We start from the raw sequence: 21,172 nt of genomic DNA on the forward strand, positions 1-21,172 counted from the left end.
TCTCCCTAAACTTTACAGCAGACCAGCATGCTTAAGCGCGCCCGCAACCTCGTCACGACCGTGGTCGGTGATCGGGGTCATCGGCAAGCGTAGCGTATCGGTCGCCACAAGTCCCAACTCCTTACATGCCCATTTCGCCGGGATCGGGTTGGGTTCAACAAATAGTTTATGATGCAGCGGCATCAAACGCTGGTTAATCACGCGAGCTTCACGGTACTGGCCGGCCGCGGCAAGTTTGCACATTTCAGCCATGTCGCGCGCGGCAACGTTAGCGGTAACGGAAATCACCCCGTGGCCGCCCAGCTGCATAAAGTCCAGCGCGCTGGCGTCATCGCCGCTTACCAGAATGAAGTCGTCTGAAACCAGCTCTTTGATCTGGTTAACCCGCGTTAAGTTCCCTGTCGCTTCTTTAATACCGACAATATTTTTAACTTTCGAGAGTCTGCCTACCGTTTCCGGCAGCATGTCGCATCCGGTACGGGACGGCACATTATACAGGATCTGCGGCAGATCGGTGTGTTCCGCGATGGCTTTGAAATGCTGGAACAGACCTTCCTGGGTAGGACGGTTGTAGTACGGCGTCACGGTCAGGCAGCCGACAATACCGCTGTCGTTGAAACGCTGCGTCAGGCTAATCGCCTCTGAGGTCGCGTTTGCACCCGTTCCGGCGATCACCGGAATACGGCCATCAGCCAGTTCCAGCGTCATCATCACCACGTCGCCATGCTCATCATGGCTCAGGGTTGCAGACTCGCCGGTCGTCCCTACAGAAACAATCGCCGAGGTTCCGCTGGCGACATGGTAATCAATCAGTTTTTTCAGGCTCGACCGACAGACATTACCTTTGAGATCCATCGGTGTAATCAGCGCGACAATACTTCCCGTGAACATGGGCCATCCTCTGTGCAAACAAGAAACTCAATGGTACGTTTGCTGCCATTATAAAAGCAAGCGCACAAGGGCGTTCAGGTTGTTGTATGGCGGTTTTTTTTATGGTTTCCTTATAATTATTCACAGAGGCACAGGAAGAATCCGTTTGGCACTCTCATCACAACACTATCTTGTTATCACCGCGCTGGGCGCAGACCGCTCCGGTATCGTGAATACCATTACCCGCCACGTCAGTAGCTGCGGCTGTAATATCGAAGACAGCCGGCTGGCGATGCTGGGCGATGAATTCACGTTTATCATGCTGCTTTCCGGGAGCTGGAACGCGATCACGCTGATTGAATCCACGCTGCCGCTTAAAGGCGCGGAGCTTGATTTACTGATTGTGATGAAACGCACCACCGCCCGCCCGCGCCCGGCGATGCCCGCCACTGTGTGGGTGCAGGTGGAAGTGGAAGACTCTCCGCATCTGATTGAACGATTCACCGCGCTGCTTGACGAGCACAACCTTAATATCGCCGAACTGGTGTCGCGCACCCAACCTGCCGATAACGGCAAAAGCGCCCAGCTGTATATTCAAATGACCGCCCACAGCCCCGCGCTGGATAATGCGACAATAATCGAGCAAGCGTTCAAAGCTCTCTGTACAGAACTGAATGCGCAAGGCAGTATTAACGTCGTTAACTATCAACAGCAAGATGAACAGGACGGAGTGTCGTAATGAACCCACTGAAAGCCGGAGAGAACGCACCAAAATTTAGCTTGCCCGATCAGGACGGTGAACAAGTAAATTTGACCGACTTCCAGGGACAGCGTGTTCTGGTTTACTTTTACCCGAAGGCCATGACGCCTGGTTGTACCGTGCAGGCCTGCGGACTGCGTGACAACATGGACGAGTTGAAAAAAGCCGGTGTGGAAGTGTTAGGGATCAGCACCGATAAGCCCGAGAAGCTGTCGCGCTTCGCGGAAAAAGAGTTACTCAATTTCACCCTGCTTTCCGATGAAGATCACCAGGTCTGCGAGCAGTTTGGCGTCTGGGGCGAAAAATCCTTTATGGGGAAAACCTATGACGGTATTCACCGCATCAGTTTTCTGCTCGACGGCAACGGCGTGGTGGAACATGTGTTTGACGATTTCAAAACCAGCAACCACCACGACGTGGTCCTGGCCTGGCTGAACGAAAACCGTTAATCCACCCGAGATGTAAAAAGCCGACGCGAGGTCGGCTTTTTTGTGGGCGCTACGGGTTCTCTTCCACCGATAACCCGTCCGGCCAGGCGTGAACCACGGCCTTAATCAGCGTCGCCAGCGGGATGGCGAAAAATACGCCCCAGAATCCCCATAGCCCACCGAAAATAACCACCGAGAGAATAATCACCAGCGGATGCAGGTTCACCGCTTCGGAGAACAGCACCGGCACCAGCAGGTTGCCGTCCAGCGCCTGGATAATCAGGTATACCGCGAAGCAGCTCCAGAACTCAGTGCCCAGCCCAAACTGGAACAGCGCCACGCACACCACCGGAATTGTCACCACAAACGCGCCGATGTAGGGAATGAGGACCGACAGCCCCACCAGTACCGCCAGCAGCAGCGAATAATTCAGGCCAAAAATACGAAAGCCAATCCAGGTGGCGACGCCCACCACCACCATCTCCAGCACTTTGCCGCGAATATAGTTGGTGATCTGCTGATTCATTTCGGTCCAGACCTGGCCCGCCAGCCCGCGATTGCGCGGTAAGATCCGGCGCACCGCATTCAGCATCTGCTCTTTGTCTTTCACCAGGAAAAACACCATCAGCGGCACCAGGATCAGGTAAATAGCGAGGGTTAAGAGTCCCACCAGCGAGGCCAGCGAGAATTTCACCACTGAATCCCCCACCACGGTCATGCGGGCGCGCATATTTTCCGCCATGGCGTCGATAATCCCCGCGTCCATCAGGGCCGGGTAGCGTTTGGGCAGAGTGGCGGCAAAATCCGACAGCTTATTGAGCATCCCCGGCATATCGCGGATCAGGTAGATGCCCTGCTGCCAGGCCACCGGGATCACCACAAACGCCATCACCAGCACGATGCCGATAAACAGCACCAGCACCAGTGTCGCCGCCAGGGTGCGTGAACAGCCGATACGTTCCAGACGCACCGTGGGCCACTCCAGTAAAAACGCCAGCACGATGGCCACCAGCAACGGCGCTAACAGACTGTGAAAAAAGAACAGGATGCAAAAACCCGCAACCAGAATGACCAGCAGCGCTATCGCCTCCGGGTCGGAAAACCGGCGGCGATACCACTGCATTAACATATCGAGCATCTTTCTTTCCCTGAGGTACCAGCTAAAGCGCTATTCGGATTGTATCTAAACGAAACAAAAAAAGAGCCCATTTTTTCTGGCCCCCCTCAAGACAATCGCATTCAGGCTCACTAAGATATCTTTTCCTCGCTCAGATAGCCTGTTGTTCAGCAATGAACAAAGCGGCGTCGCGCAGGTCAAAAAGAGATCCCAGACAGACAGGACGTGGTTATGTTCAGGCAGTTGAAAAAGACACTGATTGCAACGCTCATTACCGCCATGATGGCAGGCCAGACGCTCCCCGCCTTTGCGCAGAGCGCCAGCGAACTCCCCGATATGGGGACGTCGGCGGGCAGCACCCTTTCCATTGGTCAGGAAATGCAGATGGGCGATTACTATGTTCGCCAACTGCGCGGCAGCGCGCCGCTCGTCAACGACCCCCTGTTAGTGCAATACATTAACGGTCTGGGAATGCGGCTGGTCGCCCATGCAGACTCGGTGCGCACGCCGTTTCATTTCTTTTTGATCAATAACGACGAAATCAACGCCTTCGCCTTCTTCGGCGGTAACGTGGTGCTGCACACCGCGCTGTTCCGTTACGCCGATAATGAAAGCCAGCTGGCATCGGTGATGGCGCATGAAATTTCTCACGTCACCCAGCGTCACCTGGCGCGTGCGATGGAAGATCAAAAGCGCAATGCGCCGCTCACCTGGGTGGGCGCGTTGGGTTCGATTCTGCTCGCCATGGCCAGCCCGCAGGCCGGTATGGCGGCACTGACCGGTACGCTTGCCGGTACCCAGCAGGGCGTGATCAGTTTTACCCAACAGAATGAACAAGAAGCGGACCGTATTGGCATCCAGGTGCTGCAGCGTTCCGGCTTTGACCCGCAGGCGATGCCCACTTTCCTGGAAAAACTGCTCGATCAGGCGCGCTATTCGTCGCGTCCGCCGGAAATCCTGCTGACGCACCCGCTGCCGGAAAGCCGTCTCTCCGATGCCCGTAACCGCGCCAATCAGATGCGCCCGGTCGTGGCGCAGTCGTCGGAAGATTTCTATATGGCGAAAGCGCGTACCCTGGGGATGTACAACTCCGGGCGCAACCAGCTTACCAGCGATATTCTCGATGCCTGGGCGAAAGGCAACGTTCGTGAACAACACGCGGCCGCCTATGGCAAAGCGCTACAGGCGATGGTAGGGAAAAACTTCGCACAGGCGCGCACGCTATTGCAGCCGTTGATTACCGCCCAGCCCGGTAATCCGTGGTATCTCGATCTGGCGACCGATATCGATCTCGGGCTAAACAGGGCCAGTGATGCGGTAAATCGCCTGAAAAACGCGCCGGATCTGAAAAACGACCCGGTGCTGCAACTCAACCTGGCGAACGCCTACCTTGAAGCGAAACAGCCCGGCGAATCGGTGAAAATCCTTAACCGCTACACCTTCTCCCATCCGGATGATTCCAACGGTTGGGATCTGCTGGCCCAGGCGCAGGCCGCGCTCGGCAACCGCGATCAGGAACTGGCGGCGCGCGCGGAAGTGATGGCACTGCTGGGCAGGCTCGATCAGTCCATTTCACTGTTAAGCAGCGCCAGCTCGCAGGTTAAAGTCGGTAGCCTGCAACAGGCCCGTTATGATGCGCGTATAGATCAGCTGCGCCAGCTGCAAATGCGATTCCGCCCTTATGAGAAAATGTAACAGGAGAACAAATGTCTGGTACGGTCACGATCTACCATAACCCGCGCTGCTCCAAGAGCCGCGAAACGCTGAATTTACTGAAAGAAAACGGCATCGAGCCGGAAGTGGTGCTGTATCTGGAGACGCCGCCGGATGCGGCAACTCTGAAGCAATTGCTCAAACAGCTGGGTTACAGCAGCGCGCGCCACTTGATGCGCCAGAAAGAAGAGATTTATAGCGAGTTAAAGCTCGGCGACCCAGCGCTGACGGAAGCGCAGCTTATCGCCGCGATGGTAGAACACCCGAAACTGATTGAACGCCCGATTGTGGTAACCGAGGGGAATGCCCGTATTGGCCGCCCGCCGGAGTCGGTGCTGGAGATCCTGTAACACGCCTTAACCGCAGGTGAGTCTGCCTGCGGTTACAGTCCAAGAATTTCTTTGACAAACGGGATCGTGAGCTTGCGCTGCGCGGTAATCGATGCGCGATCCAGTTGATCCAGCGTCATAAACAAGGTGCGCATTTCCCGATCCAGCCGCTTGAGCAAAAAGCGTCCTACGTCTTCCGGCAGTTCAAACCCGCGCTGGCGCGCCCGCAACTGTAACGCCAGCAATTTGTCGTCATCCGACAGCGGCTGAAGCTTGTAAATTTGCCCCCAGTCGAGGCGCGAAGCTAAATCAGCCAGTTTGAGATTAAGCTGGCGCGGCGGCCGGTCGCCAGTGATCAACAAACGGGTTTTACCGGATTCGAGAATGCGGTTATAGAGATTAAAAATCGCCATTTCCCACAGCTCGTCCCCCGCGATGCATTCGATATTATCGATGCACACCAGCGATAATTGTTCCATGCCATCAAGCACTTCCGGGACAAACCAGGTGCGCTTATCCAGCGGGACATAACCTACCGCGTCGCCGCGCGCCGAGAGTTCCGCGCACGCCGCATGCAGCAGATGGCTGCGCCCTGCCCCTTCGCGAGACCAGAAGTAGATATAACCGCTGTGCTCCTGACGCAACACATTTTGCAGCGCGGCTAATAAAGAAGGATTATCCCCCGGCCAGAAACTTGCGAAAGTTTCGTCATCGGGTAAATAGAGTGGCAAAGAGAGCTGTGCCGGTGTGTTCAGAGAGACCTCAACCAGTGCCTGAGTAAAATCGCGTTGAGTTTATCACAGAAAAGGCCGCGTATTGAACCGGGCGGCAGATCCGCCCGGCTTGCCACGATCAGGAGGCTTTTTCCTGATCTTCCGCGTCCAGCACCACTTCTTCCGGGCGCAGTACGCTGATCAGTTTGAAAATCAGGCTCAGCAGCACGCCAACAATGGTCGCCAGCGCCATACCTTTCAGCTCCGCCGCACCGATATGCACTTTCGCGCCGCTGACGCCGATGATCAGGATCACCGAGGTCAGGATCAGGTTTTGCGCTTTGCTGTAATCCACTTTGGAGTCGATCAGTACGCGAATACCGGACGCGCCGATCACCCCGTACAGCAGCAGCGACACGCCGCCCATCACCGGAACCGGGATAATCTGGATCGCCGCCGCCAGTTTACCGACGCAGGAGAGCAGGATCGCGATAATCGCCGCGCCACCGATAACCCAGGTACTGTAAACGCGGGTAATCGCCATCACGCCAATGTTTTCACCGTAGGTGGTGTTCGGCGTGGAGCCGAAGAAACCGGAGATCATGGTGGAGAAGCCGTTGGCGAACATTGAGCGGTGCAGGCCAGGATCGCGGATCAGGTCTTTTTTCACGATATTGGCGGTCACCACCAGGTGGCCGACGTGTTCGGCAATCACCACCAGCGCCGCAGGCAGGATGGTGAAAATAGCGAACCACTCGAAGCGCGGGGTGTAGAACGTTGGTAGCGCGAACCAGTGCGCTTCTTTAATCGGCGTGACATCAACCACGCCCATCACGAAGGAGAGCGCGTAGCCCGCCAGCACGCCAATCAGGATCGGGATAATCGCCAGGAAACCGCGGAACAGCACAGAACCAAACACCGTTACGCCCAGAGTCACCAGCGAAATGATAATGGTGGTGGAGTCCGGCATTTGTCCTTCTGCGGGTAACAGGCCAGCCATATTGGCCGCCACGCCGGCCAGTTCCAGACCGATAACCGCAACAATCGCGCCCATCGCCGCCGGCGGGAACATCACGTCCAGCCAGCCGGTGCCGGCTTTTTTGACAATCAACGCCACCAGGCAGAACAGCGCGCCGCAGACGATAAAACCGCCCAACGCCAGCTCATAGCCCAGCGGCAGCAGTAACAACACCGGCGAGATAAACGCAAAGCTCGACCCGAGATAGGCCGGGATTTTGCCCTTACAGATAAACAGATACAGCAGGGTCCCGATGCCGTTGAACAGCAGAACGGTGGCCGGGTTAATATGAAACAGGATTGGCACCAGCACGGTTGCGCCAAACATGGCGAACAAGTGCTGCAAACTAAGCGGGATAGTTTGAAGCAGCGGTGGTCTTTCGCTTACCCCGATAGCACGGCGCGTCATAGTGTTTTCCTCTGAAGTGTTGTTTTAGCGTGTTGTGTAATAACGATGAGTAATGAACAATCCAAAAAAAAGCCGACTATCAAAGTCGGCTTTTTTAGCTAATTCATTTATTTAGTACCAAAAATCTTGTCGCCGGCATCGCCGAGGCCCGGAATAATGTATCCGTGCTCGTTCAATCCCTGGTCAATGGAGGCGGTATACAGCTCCACGTCCGGGTGCGCTTTCTCCAGCGCGGCGATACCTTCCGGCGCGGCAACCAGCACCAGCACTTTAATGCTGTGGCAGCCTGCGTTTTTCAGCAGGTCGATGGTGGCGATCATCGAGCCACCGGTCGCCAGCATCGGGTCAACCACCAGCGCCATACGCTCGTCGATGTTGGAAACCAGCTTCTGGAAGTAAGGCACCGGCTCCAGCGTCTCTTCATTACGATAGATGCCTACCACGCTGATACGCGCGCTCGGCACGTGTTCCAGCACGCCTTCCATCATGCCCAGTCCGGCACGCAGGATCGGCACCACGGTAATTTTTTTGCCTTTGATTTGTTCAACCTGCACCGGGCCGTTCCAGCCTTCGATAGTCACTTTTTCGGTTTCGAGGTCGGACGTCGCTTCATAGGTCAGCAGGCTGCCCACTTCCGAGGCCAGTTCACGAAAGCGCTTGGTGCTAATATCATTTTCACGCATCAGCCCGAGCTTGTGTTTGACGAGTGGGTGTTTCACTTCCACGATCTTCATACTCTTTCTCCCCAGAAAGGTGGCAGCCACAAAAAAAATCGCCGGATTATACCGCTTTTTCGCCGCTGCGCCATATCTAATGGTCATGATCGGGATCAACCGAACTGGAATCAGTCTACGCCAAAAGATTTTAAACGCGCTAAACAAGAGGCTCGCAAACGTTTGCCTGCGCTGCTAGAATTGCCGCGTTTTCTTACTACCGCAACCGCGTGGGGATTGTGCAGTGACCGATAAAACCTCTCTCAGCTATAAAGATGCCGGTGTTGATATTGATGCAGGCAATGCTCTGGTCGACCGTATTAAAGGCGTCGTGAAAAAAACTCGCCGCCCGGAAGTGATGGGTGGACTGGGCGGATTCGGCGCATTGTGCGCGCTGCCGCAGAAATATCGCGAGCCGGTTCTGGTATCGGGCACCGACGGCGTCGGCACGAAGCTGCGTCTGGCGATGGATTTAAAACGTCACGACACTATCGGCATCGATTTGGTCGCCATGTGCGTTAACGATCTGGTGGTACAGGGCGCTGAGCCGCTGTTCTTCCTCGACTACTACGCCACCGGCAAACTGGATGTGGATACCGCCGCCAGCGTGATCAGCGGCATCGCCGAAGGCTGTTTGCAGTCCGGCTGTGCGCTGGTCGGCGGCGAAACGGCGGAAATGCCGGGCATGTACCACGGTGAAGACTATGACGTCGCGGGTTTCTGCGTGGGCGTGGTCGAGAAGTCAGAGATTATCGACGGTTCTAAAGTTGCCGACGGCGACGTGCTGATTGCCCTGGCCTCCAGCGGCCCGCACTCCAACGGCTATTCTTTGGTGCGCAAAATCGTTGAAGTCAGCGGTTGCGACCCGTTGACCACCCAGCTGGAAGGTAAACCGCTGGCGGATCACCTGCTGGCACCGACCCGTATTTACGTCAAATCCATTCTCGAGCTGATCGAGCAGGTTGACGTCCACGCAATCGCGCACCTGACCGGCGGCGGCTTCTGGGAAAATATCCCCCGCGTTCTGCCGGACAACACCCAGGCCGTGATCGACGAAGCTTCCTGGCAGTGGCCTGCGGTATTCAACTGGATGCAAAACGCGGGCAACGTCAGTAAACACGAGATGTATCGCACATTTAACTGCGGTGTGGGAATGGTGATCGCCCTGCCTGCGAGCGAGTCCGAAAAAGCGATTTCTTTACTCAATGCGCGTGGTGAAACGGCATGGAAAATCGGTATCATCAAAGCTTCTGATTCCGAACAACGCGTGGTTATTGAGTAATGAAACACATCGTGGTGCTGATTTCCGGCAATGGAAGCAACCTGCAGGCCATTATCGACGCCTGCCAACAAAAGAAAATCAACGGCACCATTAGCGCGGTATTCAGCAATAAGGCCGACGCGTTCGGCCTTGAACGCGCCAGAGAGGCGGGCATTCCCGCCCATGCGCTGACGGCGGACCAATTCGCCAGCCGCGAAGCGTTCGATCGTGAATTAATGCTGGAAATTGACGCCTACGCCCCGGATCTGGTGGTGCTGGCTGGCTATATGCGCATTTTGAGCCCGGCTTTCGTGGCGCATTATCGTGGCCGGTTAATCAACATCCACCCTTCCCTGCTGCCAAAATATCCCGGCCTGCATACGCATCGCCAGGTGCTGGAAAACGGCGACGAAGAGCATGGCACGTCGGTGCATTTTGTGACCGATGAGCTGGACGGCGGACCGGTGATTTTACAGGCGACGGTGCCGGTGTTCGAAGGCGATGATGAAGAGGATGTGACAGCCAGGGTGCAGGCCCAGGAGCACGCCATTTATCCGCTGGTGGTCAGTTGGTTTATGGAAGGCCGCCTGACCATGCACGGTAACGAAGCCTGGCTGGACGGCAAACCGCTGCCTGCTCAGGGCTATGCGTCTGAAGAGTAAAAAGTGAACGCGTTTAACATGTCAGGCCTGGTGAATACCGGGCCTGTTTTGTTTTTGGGGTTTATGAAGAATAAATGAAGTAAAAAAGTCACTTAGCGCCACCGCGCTCATGTAGCTGTCATACTTTTGTGGCATCGTTGGACATCGCGGGTCTTAGCTCGCCATAATAGTATCGAGACGGATTTTCCACGTCCCGAGTGAGATAACCGGAGTGTCAGTAGTCATGGGTCAGGAAAAACTTTACATCGAGAAAGAGCTCAGTTGGCTGTCATTTAACGAGCGAGTGCTGCAGGAAGCTGCGGATAAAAGCAACCCGCTGATCGAGCGGATGCGTTTTCTGGGGATCTATTCCAATAATCTTGATGAGTTTTATAAGGTTCGCTTCGCCGAACTGAAGCGCCGCATTTTGATTAGCGAAGAACAAGGCATCACTTCCCATTCGCGTCATTTGCTGGGCAAGATCCAGTCGCGCGTTCTTAAAGCCGATCAGGAATTTGACGGGCTGTATAACGATCTGCTGCTGGAGATGGCGCGTAACCAGATATTCCTGATCAACGAGCGCCAGCTTTCCCAGAACCAGCAGGGCTGGCTGCGTCACTATTTCAAACACTATTTGCGCCAGCACATCACACCGATTTTGCTGTATCGCGATACCGACCTGGTGCAATTTTTAAAAGACGATTACACCTATCTGGCGGTCGAGATAATTCGCGGCGAGGAAATACGCTATGCGCTGCTGGAAATCCCGTCTGATAAAGTGCCGCGCTTCGTTAATCTGCCGCCGGAAACACCGCGCCGCCGCAAGCCGATGATCCTGCTGGATAACATTCTGCGCTTCTGCCTGGACGACATTTTTAAAGGCTTCTTCGACTACGATGCGCTCAACGCCTATTCGATGAAGATGACCCGCGACGCTGAATACGACCTGGTGCACGAGATGGAGTCCAGCCTGCTGGAACTGATGTCTTCCAGCCTGAAACAGCGTTTGACGGCAGAGCCGGTGCGCTTTGTGTATCAGCGCGATATGCCCGACGCCATGGTGGAAATGCTGCGCCAGAAGTTATCGATTTCGCGCTATGACTCAATCGTGCCCGGCGGCCGCTATCACAATTTTAAAGACTTCATCAGTTTCCCGAACGTGGGCAAAGCCAATCTGGTGAACAAACCGCTGCCGCGCCTGCGCCATATCTGGTTTGATAAGTTCCGCAACGGCTTCGACGCCATTCGCGAGCGCGACGTGTTGCTCTATTACCCGTATCACACCTTTGAGCACGTGCTGGAACTGCTGCGCCAGGCGTCATTCGACCCAAGCGTGCTGGCGATAAAAATCAATATTTATCGCGTGGCCAAAGATTCGCGCATTATCGACGCGATGATCCACGCGGCGCATAACGGTAAAAAGGTCACCGTGGTGGTGGAATTGCAGGCGCGTTTCGATGAAGAAGCCAATATCCACTGGGCGAAACGCCTGACCGAAGCGGGCGTGCACGTTATCTTCTCCGCGCCGGGGCTGAAAATTCACGCCAAACTGTTCCTGATCTCCCGTAAAGAGGGCGAGGACGTGGTGCGTTATGCCCATATCGGCACCGGCAACTTTAACGAGAAAACCGCCCGGCTTTACACCGATTATTCGTTGCTCACCGCCGATGCGCGCATCACCAACGAAGTGCGCCGGGTGTTTAACTTTATTGAGAACCCGTATCGCCCGGTTACGTTCGATTATCTGCTGGTATCGCCGCAAAACTCGCGTCGCCTGCTGTATGAAATGATCGACAAAGAGATTGCCAACGCCCAGAGCGGCCTGCCTTGCGGTATCACCCTGAAGCTGAACAACCTGGTCGATAAGGGCCTGGTGGACCGGCTGTATGCGGCATCCAGTTCCGGCGTCCCGGTGAACCTGCTGATCCGCGGCATGTGCTCGCTGATACCGCAACTGGAAGGCATCAGCGATAACGTTAAAGTCATCAGTATCGTGGACCGTTTCCTGGAACATGACCGGGTTTACGTATTCGAAAACGGCGGCGATAAAAAAGTTTTCCTTTCTTCCGCTGACTGGATGACCCGTAATATTGATTACCGTATTGAGGTGGCGACGCCGCTGCTCGACCCGCGGCTGAAACAGCGCATTATCGATATCCTTGATTTGCTGTTCAACGATACGGTAAAAGCACGCTACATCGACAAAGAACTGAGTAACCGCTATGTTCCGCGCGGCAACCGCCGTAAACTGCGCGGCCAGTTAGCGATTTACGAATACATCAAATCACTCGAACAGCCAGAATAATCTATGCCGATAACTCAAAACGCTCCCCGACCGCAGGAGTTCGCTGCGGTCGACCTTGGCTCCAACAGCTTCCATATGGTGATTGCCCGCGTGGTGGACGGCGCGATGCAGATCATCGGACGGCTTAAACAGCGCGTCCACCTGGCGGATGGTCTGGATGAAAACAGTATCCTTAGCGAGGAGGCCATGGAACGCGGTCTGAACTGCCTGTCGCTGTTCGCGGAGCGTTTGCAGGGTTTCTCTGCGGAAAACGTCTGTATTGTCGGGACCCACACGCTGCGCCAGGCGCAAAACGCGGCGGAATTCCTTAAGCGTGCCAAAGAGGTCATCCCCTACCCCATCGAGATTATTTCCGGCAACGAAGAAGCGCGGTTAATTTTTATGGGCGTGGAGCATACCCAGCCGGAGAAGGGCCGTAAGCTGGTGATCGACATCGGCGGCGGCTCGACGGAGTTGGTGATCGGCGAAGATTTCGAGCCCAGGCTGGTGGAAAGCCGCCGTATGGGCTGCGTGAGCTTTGCGCAGATGTTCTTTCCCGGCGGCACCATCAGCCCGGAAAACTTCCGCCGCGCGCGGCTGGCTGCGGTGCAGAAACTGGAAAACCTCGCCTGGCAGTTCCGCATTCAGGGCTGGAATGTGGCGCTTGGCGCCTCCGGCTCGATTAAAGCGACTCACGAAGTGCTGCTGGCGATGGGCGAAAAAGACGGGCTGATTACCCCGGAGCGCCTGGAAAGAGTGTGTAGCGAAGTGCTGCAACATAAATCCTTTAACGCGCTCAGCCTGCCGGGACTGTCAGAAGAGCGTAAAGCGGTGTTTGTACCGGGTCTGGCGATTTTATGCGGCGTGTTTGACGCACTGGCCATCCGCGAACTGCGCCTTTCCGATGGCGCGCTGCGCGAAGGGGTGCTGTATGAAATGGAGGGCCGTTTCCGCCATCAGGACATTCGCAGCCGCACCGCGCAAAGCCTCGCGAACCAATACCATATCGATCGCGATCAGGCCCATCGGGTGTTAGATACCATCACGCTGATGTACGATCAGTGGCAGGCGCAGCAGCCAAAACTTGCCGACCCGCAACTCTCGGCATTGTTAAAATGGGCGGCGCTGCTGCATGAAGTGGGGCTGAGCATCAACCATAGCGGATTGCACCGCCACTCCGCTTATATTCTGCAACACAGCGATTTGCCGGGCTTCAACCAGGAGCAGCAGATGCTGATGGCGACACTGGTTCGCTATCATCGTAAAGCGGTAAAGCTGGATGAGCTGCCGCGCTTCGCCCTGTTCAAGAAAAAACAGTATTTACCGCTAATTCAGCTGTTCCGCTTAGGCGTTCTGCTGAACAACCAGCGCCAGTCGACCACCACGCCGCCGACGCTGGTGCTTGAAGTCGATGACAATCACTGGACGCTGCGTTTCCCCAACGGCTGGTTTAACCAGAACGCGTTGGTGCTGCTGGACCTGGAACGCGAGCAGCAGTACTGGGAATCCGTAACCGGATGGAAATTGCTGATTGAAGAAGAACAGATCTCTGACGCGGCGGCCAACGGCTAACTCCCGTTTGTTGGCGCGTTAACCAGGCTGTCAATCGGCTGCGGTTTGCCGATCAAAAATCCCTGCTGATAATCAATACCGAGCGTCAGCAGGGCATCACGAATTTCTTCGCTCTCGACATATTCCGCCACCACCTGCATGTTTTTCATGCGCGCCAGATTACAAATCGACGCGACAATCTGGTAATCCATGCTGCTGGAAAGCAGGTTGCGCACAAAGCTACCGTCGATTTTTAAAATATCAGCGGTGACGTTTTTAAACCGGGCATAGCTGGCGTAGCCGGTGCCAAAATCATCAATCGCGATACGGCAGCCGAGATTGCGTAGCGCGGTCAGCGTCAGATTGACTTGCTCAATATTCGATAACGATTGGCTCTCGGTCACTTCAAAAATAAGCTGCCACGGCTCTACCTGATATTTCGCCAGCATCGTTTTAACCTCGCCCGCAAACGGCACCCGGCAAACAGAGGATGGCGTTAAATTAATGGCAAAGCGAAATGCGGGCAGCACGGCGCGATGCTGGTCAATAAAACGTAGCGTTTTTTCCAGTACCCACAGGTCAATACGCGACGATAAACCAAACTCATGCGCCACCGGTAAAAATTCGCCTGGTTTAATGATATTACCGTGTTCATCCAGCATGCGCAGCAGCACTTCGTAGTAACAATCGCCGCGTACGCCTTCCACGCGCTGGACCATTAACGCAAAACGATCGTTATCCAGCGCCGTCTGAAGAAGGTTCATCATCTCAACTTTGATTTTTACCGTGCGCTGTAACTGACTGCCGCCCCGGCGCTGTAAACTTTCCGGATGATGGGTGGAGAGTGATAAGTCGGCAATAGAGCTCATTTCACCCAACAGGATATGCAGATGATTTACCGGCGAGCGCAGGAAACAGTAGCTCATGCCCACCTGCGGTTGGATCGGCAAGCCATCCCAAATCAGGCGAAACGCATTGACCTTTTCGTGCAGGATAGCGATGCGTTCTTCATGATTATGCGTGCTTAACCGAATGACGAGGTCATGCCCCGACAGCTGGTAGGTAAGCTCATCCTCATTTAATACCTCTCTGAGCCAGGCGGCGAGCTGTTGTTTATATTGAATGCGTAGCGTGACGCCATAATGCCGCCCTAACAATTCCAGCTCCGGGACGCGCAAAAAACACAGCATCGACCACGGATAGTTGCCCAAATCGTGATTCAACGCCCGCAGGTTAGGCATATGGACGAGCGGGTCGATAAAGGCCAGACGCCGGCCGCGGTTATGGATATTGCGCTGCCATGTGGCGACCTTAGCCATGACCATAATCGTCAGGGAATAGACAAAATAACAGGAGGAGCTGATAACGATCTGTAGCTCATATCCCGGCGAGACAGGCAGGTAGCGCTCGTAATAATGGCACAGCAGGAGCAATAGCAGGCTCCAGACCGTGATGATAAATAAATAACCAAAGCGAATCGCGCCCCAAAGCATGACAGGCAACAGTAACGAGAGGGTATAACTGGTGGTGAAAATCGAACTGTTTTCCTCTTCCGGCACCGATAACAGCAGGGAAACCAGCCCCGCTAGCACGGCAAACCACAGGATGACTTCAGAGCGTTTCACACGCGAATCGCACTGGCGTTTCATTTGCGAATACCAGGAACGCAGGTAGCGCGGATGGCGAATGGTGCGAATGACGAAGTAACACAGCGGCGCGCCCGTCAGGCAACCGACTAATACCCCCTGATAGTTAACCAACGCGCGAATATTAAACGGGTTCTCCCCTACCAGACTGGCTGACCGATCGTACAGGCCGAAAAAGTTGAAAAACTGGTACAACATCATAAATATCGACGCGTTGCAGAACACCAGCCAGAACATACGCTGAATATTCACGTTGCCGTTGCCATAAGAAACAGCGAAACGGCGCGTCTCAAAGATTCGATAGCCGCCCCAGCTAATGATGGTCGACAGCAGAAAATGGATGGTGGTGACGAAGAGATCCAGCGGCCCGACTTTGTGGCGGTAGTTAATTACAATCGCCAGTATCAGCCCCGGTATCGCCACCCAGCCGAAAAACAGCATGAGCGCGAGCATCAATGCCAGCGGCAGAAAATAAAGTACCACCATGCCTTCATCGATATGCGCATGGGTATTCGCGAGCCTGGCGATGGGAAGCAAAAGCAGAGGAAGAAACAGCGGTAAACACCACCATTTATCTTTATTTCGATGATACCAGGTTACCAGATGCATAGATGCCCGATAAACGCTCCCATTATCCAGAGGGAAAAGAAGGCAGGCATCCAACCAACCGTTAACGCTGCAAGCTCATTTAAGCGCAAGCAGAAGAGACGCAAATTTTAGTTAGGTTAACAAACCGGCAATTGATGTGGGTCAAATGACAGGAAAAAGTCCGCCCGAAGCGTAAGTATTTTTTAAGAATTAATCACTTATGATACACATACTGAATATTTTTATCACATAAATAACCTAAGCTAATCATAATGTCATTATTTTTACATGATGAATAATTGACCTCTTCCTCCGGCTATGACTTAATAAGTCCGTCGCCCGCGGTTGACGGGTAAACCTAAAGGAAAATGGCGTGAGTCAGGCCACCAGTATGCGAAAACGACACCGATTCAATAATCGAATGACTCGCATTATCTTGCTAATTAGCTTCTTGTTCCTCTTTGGCCGCTTCGTTTACTCCGCTATCGGCGCCTGGTACCACCATCAGGACAAAATTGAGTCTCAGCAAATCAGCCTGAGCATCGATACCCCGCAGCAGCGCTAAGTTTCCTCTTGATTGCCCTTCGGTTGGTTTTGACCTGCCTGATTAAGCTGCGGGTAATTTACCGTTAGCCGAAAAAGAAAAACCCCTGCGCACAGGGGTTTTACAACACATAGTCAGGGTTATCAGGCCATGATCAGACGCTTAAACAGCAGCTGCTGGACGTCCTGCCGATGTGCCAGGATCGCATGCGCGGTGACTAAGGTTCCGTCTACGGAATACAAAACCCGGTAGCCTTCAACGTGGTTAAACTCCCGATACTTAGCGCAGCCAATTTTGAGCAGTTCGGGGCAAATCTGACATCCCAAAGGGAACTGTCCAACGGTACTCTCAAACTGTGCCAGTATATCTGCGATAACCGGACGCGGTTCCACACCAGCACGGCGCAAGAATTCCGCTATTGTGTCAATGCAGTGCTTTAACGTCAGCGTGTACTCAAAGGTCACCTGCTGTTCCATGGAAATCCCTTAACGTTGAGCGCGCTGCGTTTAATCCGTAAGTCCATCCAGCAACTGGTCTTTCGAGAAGACGCGCCCTTCAGCTTTATCTTTCTCAGAAAGGGTCAGCAATTTCAGTAACGCAATGGCCTTTTCCCGTTCCTGCTGCTGCTCATAGGATTCTATAACATATGCAGGCACACCATTTTGTGTAACCAGGATGGGCTCTGACAGATCAAGCGTCGCTGCGTTCTTTTTAACGTAGCTGATTGTCTCTACTTTCATGATGCGTTCGCCTAAAGGTTATGCCTCGGTTCAAATATAGACTATATTTAGACCACCAACAAGACCTCATGCAATGCTGCTCTTGTGAGAAATAAGCTCCGACAAAGTACATAGCGCACAGTTTTCGACGACCACGTCAAATTTACCGTCAGGAACTGCGCGCTTCATAGAAAATTCATGAATGCATATAAAGAAAAACCCTCTGTATAAACAGAGGGTTAATATTACGTTTACCTGTTCATGAAAACACAGGGAAGGTTATCTGATTATTCCCACTTCATTATCAACATCAAAAAAAAGGCATTGTTAACAATAAGATATAGATATTTATAGTTTGAATACCATAAAAAAGTACCATTTAAAAAATCACTTGGCCTTTAATCAAGCTTGAGGAAAATCGTTTTTCAGCCAACCGCCTTCACTCAAAAGCCTCTCCCCCTGCTCCAGGAACGCAATGAGTTCGCTCTGTATACTAACACCTTCGGATTGCCATTCCTCTTTCGATCTAACCATGGCAAGCCCATGTGCATCACTTGATAACCGTTCTAAATTTTTATCAAACGTACCTCGCGTCCTTAGATAGAACTCACTCCATTTAGCAAAAGCAAGTATCCATAATGACACTCTAAGCGCGTCGTCCCATTGGGTCCAGTTCGATGTGCTGGCGAGTGGTTGTTGTATGATTCGCCGCTGTCGTTTCAAGATTTCATTCATCGCCATCAAGCTGAACTCTTGCTGAGAGGGGTTACTATTGGCGAAAAGAAACGAAGCAATGTTAGTCGTCTGCCCTTCACGGGCTCGTTCAAATAAGCGAGACTGATGGTTCAGTCGCGCCCCCAGCATGCTCGCTAACTCCTGCATCCATATGTCACAAGCGTCCTCAGTGGAGGCACGGGAATTCTGCAATAACGGTAAGACAACATCTCGGAACAACCAAGGCTCAGCCCATGCTAATTGCTTCATATGTCCTCGTAAGGAGTCGACCAAGTACCGCAACTCCTCCATAGGAATTTTCTCTGGTAGCTCTTCATGCAGCGCTGCAACCAAATTTTTATAAATTATCTCTTTATTCGAATCCTTGGCTGCATGGTTAACCATCCAACCTAAGGCGAGCACACGTTCCTGGTGAGTAAGGTTTTCCAGACACGACAATACTGACATGAGCCCTGCAGGTATATCTAAAAGTCGTTCTATTGTATTAAACCCTAGCCATTTCAGTAATCCTTGGTTGCTATGGACAAGCCTATCTCGTTGAATTTTGCTGATATTGAACTGTATCGATAGGGAAACTTCACTGACTATTTGGCTCAATAGAGACAACCGCATGACCTCCGACTCTTCATGCTCAATTTGCAGTCTAGAGATCTGTGCTTCGGCGATCGTCAACAAGCAATCCGGAGCATGACTCCATAAAATTTTGATAGCAAAGTACTCTGACCAAGTGAGGGCCGCGTATTTTGTCGAATGGAATAGCTGTTCCGTGCGATAAGGGCTGTGCAGTAAAGCTTCTACGGTTTTTCGAAAGAACCATAGGTCAACCACAGCCAGCTCTTTATCTGTATTTTCATGTAAACGATCGAACGATTCCTTAACAAATTGGCCCAAAAACTTGAGAAAATCGTTTTTTAATTCAATAGCTCCCCACCCTATATCACCAGCAGGAGAATGTGCGAGCACCTCTCCCAGCAATCCCCAAGTTACCTTAAAATCCTTAGAGTTAATCACTTGCTTGTTATTGATGAAGTTATGTAGCCCATCGTGCAAAATAAGCGAATTATCATTTAGTAAACCTAACGTCATCATCTGCGCTCTTAGCTTGTCACCATTTAAGCCCTGTAGTGACATTTCACCGAACCATACACTGAGTACACTACCCGCTTCAGACCTTTCGAGAAAGTTTAGAGACTCATAACGTCGTGGTAGCACTGGCGTTTCACTAGAATCGAAAAGCAGTTGCATCATGGGATTCTCGACTTCATTTCCAAATCTAGTAACCATACTCTCCTGTAACAGCGCAGATTTATATTGCTCTACCTGCAGTAAAACATCCGCAGGAATTGGGGTAATCAGTAATGGGTAATTTTCGGCTGCACTTTGAAATGAATTAGATAGATGGAATCCAGCAACAGGAAGACGATCTGCCCCCATAATTAATATATAACGATCATGTAGTCGGCCTTCTTTTAGGCCATAGATACGAAACTTTAGTCGAGCTAGTAAATGAGCATTATGCTCACAGCTCGCTATTAAATTGTTTACTCGCCCCGAATAGAGTTGTTCAGAGTTATCTTGTATATATTCAATCTCTCTCGATGGCTTTGGCAGCGAGGTAAAAATGATATAGTCGGACTGAATTGCTGCATTAATCAATACAAGCCCTAAACCAGCAGTCTCGAAATAAGGATCGAAAATAACTATTTGATGTTGCTGATACTTGCCCAATAGAGTTCTAAACCACTCCACGAATTGGAGTCGCCCTTCTCCATCCCCCATGCTCCATCTCTGGAAAAACTTCCCTTCTGACTTAGGCGGATGAAGCCGTGCAAAAAGAGAAAGAAGCTCATGATTCACCGGAACCCAAGGGTCCGCCTGCCGCCCACCGACGCGGTTACCAAACCCCAAATTACCCCGGTTAACCGTAAGAGCTGCTTTTACACGATCTGACATAGCCGGCCTAGTTGCTTTTTCAAGCCAATCGAATTTGACGGAACTGGTCCCTTGCCCCACCATGTGGCCTTGAAAATTTATTTCCCGGATATATCCTACTCGCCACCGGCAGCAGAGTACTCCCTCATGATGGCGTTCGTTTGAGAAGCCAAAAATCTCCAGTTCTGTACTATCTACCCTCTGACGTAACTCCTCGCTTACTTGAAACACATATTCAAACATCCCATCCTCTTTACGATTTGCTAAAGCAATAGACGAGGAAATGATTTGGCCATCGTTTGTAATGCTCAAGTGGAACTGAAATTTGTCAAAGAACGGCACTTGTGTCGGAGCAAAGCGAACGGATAAAGCACGTGGTGAGTCAAGCCATTTAACACTTAGCAAGTTCTGCTCAAGGTCATTCAGTGTAGGAAAGACCAATAACTCGAGATCGCCAAATCGCGTGGCATCTGCTCTGCCAAAATCTAAACCAGTTTCCGCATTGAGCCGTTCAACTAACGAAAAAGTTAAGGCAGCGCTGTATTCCTCACTCAAAAGAAATAACGCTTCCTTATTCATTTGGGTAATCGAAGCACTGAAGGCCCCGGCTGCGCTATGTGGGCTAGAAAGTGACTGGAGGTCATGCGCATCTCGGTTAAGTAGAAAAGCGACTGGGCGATAGGCCAGATTATTGGCCACAAGAGCAGTAGCACCGAACTGTTTCGTTAATTTACTCGGACACTCGATTCCCAATATATCATTTATTGCTGAGATTGACCGACCAGCAATCAATTGCCTTAAAAACTCTGCACAATGGATACTATCTATATACAGATTAAGGCGAGTAAACTTTACCTTAATGTTTCCGAAGATAAGATGGTTATCGTTGTCGCTGAAGGACCAACTGTTGCTAGAATGACTGTATGGGAGTAGACGGCCGTAGACTACGCGCATTTCAGTCGACTGTGCAGATTTAATCTGTAAGATCCATAGCTGAAGTGCACAAGCGCGATTTTGGTTAGAAAAAAGGCGTGCCAATCGTCTGTCGCCTAACAGGTCATCTAGTGTAGTTGCCATTGAATTCTGCAAGTTCCTTTCCAAATTGATGTTGCACGACATTACGCGCAGCTCCGATTCTCCACAACACTTTAGAAGCCCTTCGCCGCCGCCCCCAAAAAATAGAAAGATATATGTAAACCTTT

18 protein-coding genes are annotated in these 21,172 nt (G+C 52.4%); 9 read left to right on the forward strand and 9 right to left on the reverse strand.

Annotated elements, in window-relative coordinates; translation table 11 throughout:
* Positions 1–12: 12 nt before the first annotated feature.
* On the reverse strand, positions 13–891 hold the full coding sequence (dapA, locus tag FHW74_RS15650) for a 4-hydroxy-tetrahydrodipicolinate synthase (RefSeq protein ID WP_183171314.1): 879 nt from the start codon (positions 889–891) through the stop codon (positions 13–15).
* Positions 892–1,036: 145 nt separating this feature from the next.
* Here dapA and FHW74_RS15655 point away from each other — a divergent pair, with 145 nt between their 5' ends.
* Positions 1,037–1,609 (forward strand): glycine cleavage system transcriptional repressor, encoded by a 573-nt coding sequence (locus tag FHW74_RS15655; protein WP_221192380.1) that lies wholly within the window; start codon positions 1,037–1,039, stop codon positions 1,607–1,609.
* Entirely contained in the window at positions 1,609–2,079 is a 471-nt protein-coding gene (gene bcp / locus FHW74_RS15660) for a thioredoxin-dependent thiol peroxidase (RefSeq protein WP_183171316.1), read from the forward strand. The genes FHW74_RS15655 and bcp overlap by 1 nt, the downstream gene beginning before the upstream one ends.
* Positions 2,080–2,128: 49 nt before the next feature.
* Here the strand turns inward: bcp and FHW74_RS15665 are convergent, their stop codons facing one another.
* A complete protein-coding gene (locus FHW74_RS15665) occupies positions 2,129–3,196 on the reverse strand; it encodes an AI-2E family transporter (protein WP_125294141.1) in 1,068 nt (355 codons plus the stop codon).
* A 210-nt stretch (positions 3,197–3,406) separates the two neighbouring features.
* On the opposite strand from FHW74_RS15665, the gene bepA reads away from it, so the two are divergent.
* Positions 3,407–4,870, forward strand: a complete 1,464-nt coding sequence (gene bepA, locus FHW74_RS15670; RefSeq protein WP_183171317.1) for a beta-barrel assembly-enhancing protease — start codon at positions 3,407–3,409, stop codon at positions 4,868–4,870.
* 11 nt (positions 4,871–4,881) lie between these two features.
* Positions 4,882–5,238, forward strand: a complete 357-nt coding sequence (arsC, locus tag FHW74_RS15675; protein ID WP_183171318.1) for an arsenate reductase (glutaredoxin) — start codon at positions 4,882–4,884, stop codon at positions 5,236–5,238.
* Positions 5,239–5,270: 32 nt separating this feature from the next.
* Here the strand turns inward: arsC and FHW74_RS15680 are convergent, their stop codons facing one another.
* From FHW74_RS15680 to upp, 3 genes are all read right to left on the reverse strand, one after another.
* Positions 5,271–5,972, reverse strand: a complete 702-nt coding sequence (locus FHW74_RS15680) for a DnaA inactivator Hda (protein WP_221192391.1) — start codon at positions 5,970–5,972, stop codon at positions 5,271–5,273.
* Between the two features lie 97 nt (positions 5,973–6,069).
* Complete coding sequence (gene uraA, locus FHW74_RS15685; RefSeq protein WP_183171319.1) at positions 6,070–7,356, reverse strand: uracil permease; 1,287 nt, start codon at positions 7,354–7,356, stop codon at positions 6,070–6,072.
* Positions 7,357–7,463: 107 nt separating this feature from the next.
* On the reverse strand, positions 7,464–8,090 hold the full coding sequence (gene upp, locus FHW74_RS15690) for a uracil phosphoribosyltransferase (RefSeq protein ID WP_002463640.1): 627 nt from the start codon (positions 8,088–8,090) through the stop codon (positions 7,464–7,466).
* Positions 8,091–8,313: 223 nt separating this feature from the next.
* Here upp and purM point away from each other — a divergent pair, with 223 nt between their 5' ends.
* From purM to ppx, 4 genes are all read left to right on the forward strand, one after another.
* Complete coding sequence (gene purM / locus FHW74_RS15695; RefSeq protein ID WP_183171320.1) at positions 8,314–9,351, forward strand: phosphoribosylformylglycinamidine cyclo-ligase; 1,038 nt, start codon at positions 8,314–8,316, stop codon at positions 9,349–9,351.
* Positions 9,351–9,992: a phosphoribosylglycinamide formyltransferase gene (gene purN, locus FHW74_RS15700; protein ID WP_183171321.1), complete on the forward strand. Its 642-nt coding sequence runs from the start codon at positions 9,351–9,353 to the stop codon at positions 9,990–9,992. Before purM ends, purN begins: the two co-directional genes overlap by 1 nt.
* 223 nt (positions 9,993–10,215) lie before the next feature.
* Complete coding sequence (gene ppk1 / locus FHW74_RS15705) at positions 10,216–12,276, forward strand: polyphosphate kinase 1 (RefSeq protein WP_183171322.1); 2,061 nt, start codon at positions 10,216–10,218, stop codon at positions 12,274–12,276.
* A gap of 3 nt (positions 12,277–12,279) precedes the next feature.
* A complete protein-coding gene (gene ppx / locus FHW74_RS15710) occupies positions 12,280–13,827 on the forward strand; it encodes an exopolyphosphatase (RefSeq protein WP_183171323.1) in 1,548 nt (515 codons plus the stop codon).
* Here ppx and FHW74_RS15715 read toward each other — a convergent pair.
* Positions 13,824–16,061: an EAL domain-containing protein gene (locus tag FHW74_RS15715; RefSeq protein ID WP_183171324.1), complete on the reverse strand. Its 2,238-nt coding sequence runs from the start codon at positions 16,059–16,061 to the stop codon at positions 13,824–13,826. The genes ppx and FHW74_RS15715 overlap by 4 nt on opposite strands.
* Before the next feature lie 352 nt (positions 16,062–16,413).
* Here FHW74_RS15715 and FHW74_RS15720 point away from each other — a divergent pair, with 352 nt between their 5' ends.
* Positions 16,414–16,605 (forward strand): YfgG family protein, encoded by a 192-nt coding sequence (locus tag FHW74_RS15720; protein ID WP_125294131.1) that lies wholly within the window; start codon positions 16,414–16,416, stop codon positions 16,603–16,605.
* A 122-nt stretch (positions 16,606–16,727) separates the two neighbouring features.
* Here FHW74_RS15720 and FHW74_RS15725 read toward each other — a convergent pair whose 3' ends face one another.
* The 3 genes from FHW74_RS15725 to FHW74_RS15735 form a co-directional block, all read right to left on the reverse strand.
* Positions 16,728–17,060 (reverse strand): type II toxin-antitoxin system RelE/ParE family toxin, encoded by a 333-nt coding sequence (locus FHW74_RS15725; protein WP_183171325.1) that lies wholly within the window; start codon positions 17,058–17,060, stop codon positions 16,728–16,730.
* Positions 17,061–17,090: 30 nt separating this feature from the next.
* Complete coding sequence (locus FHW74_RS15730) at positions 17,091–17,324, reverse strand: type II toxin-antitoxin system Phd/YefM family antitoxin (RefSeq protein WP_183171326.1); 234 nt, start codon at positions 17,322–17,324, stop codon at positions 17,091–17,093.
* A gap of 381 nt (positions 17,325–17,705) precedes the next feature.
* Entirely contained in the window at positions 17,706–21,089 is a 3,384-nt protein-coding gene (locus FHW74_RS15735) for a VPA1262 family protein (protein WP_255459929.1), read from the reverse strand.
* Between the last annotated feature and the right edge of the window lie 83 nt (positions 21,090–21,172).

It is taken from the genome of Atlantibacter sp. RC6 (assembly GCF_014193285.1).
Classification (GTDB): domain Bacteria; phylum Pseudomonadota; class Gammaproteobacteria; order Enterobacterales; family Enterobacteriaceae; genus Atlantibacter.